The sequence below is a fragment of the Pseudoalteromonas sp. S4741 genome (assembly GCF_005886135.1).
Classification (GTDB): domain Bacteria; phylum Pseudomonadota; class Gammaproteobacteria; order Enterobacterales; family Alteromonadaceae; genus Pseudoalteromonas; species Pseudoalteromonas tetraodonis.
Genome location: NZ_PNCN01000320.1, coordinates 1 through 358 on the forward strand (window position 1 = coordinate 1; position 358 = coordinate 358).

Annotated in this window: 1 rRNA gene; it reads right to left on the reverse strand. The window is 48.3% G+C overall.

The features are described from left to right. Window positions 1-358 (reverse strand): 23S ribosomal RNA (locus tag CWC30_RS18315); the annotation flags it as partial.

Genomic DNA, 358 nt, shown 5'->3' on the forward strand with positions numbered 1-358 from the left:
GGGATGACCCCCTAGCCTTAACAGGGCGCTACCCCCGTAAGTATTCGTCCGAGGCTCTACCTAAATAGATTTCGGGGAGAACCAGCTATCTCCCGGTTTGATTAGCCTTTCACTCCTAACCACAGGTCATCCCCTAACTTTTCAACGTTAGTGGGTTCGGTCCTCCAATTGATGTTACTCAATCTTCAACCTGCCCATGGCTAGATCACCGGGTTTCGGGTCTATACCTTGCAACTATTCGCCCAGTTAAGACTCGGTTTCCCTACGGCTACCCTAATCGGTTAACCTCGCTACAAAATATAATTCGCTGACCCATTATACAAAAGGTACGCAGTCACAGAACAACTCTGCTCATACT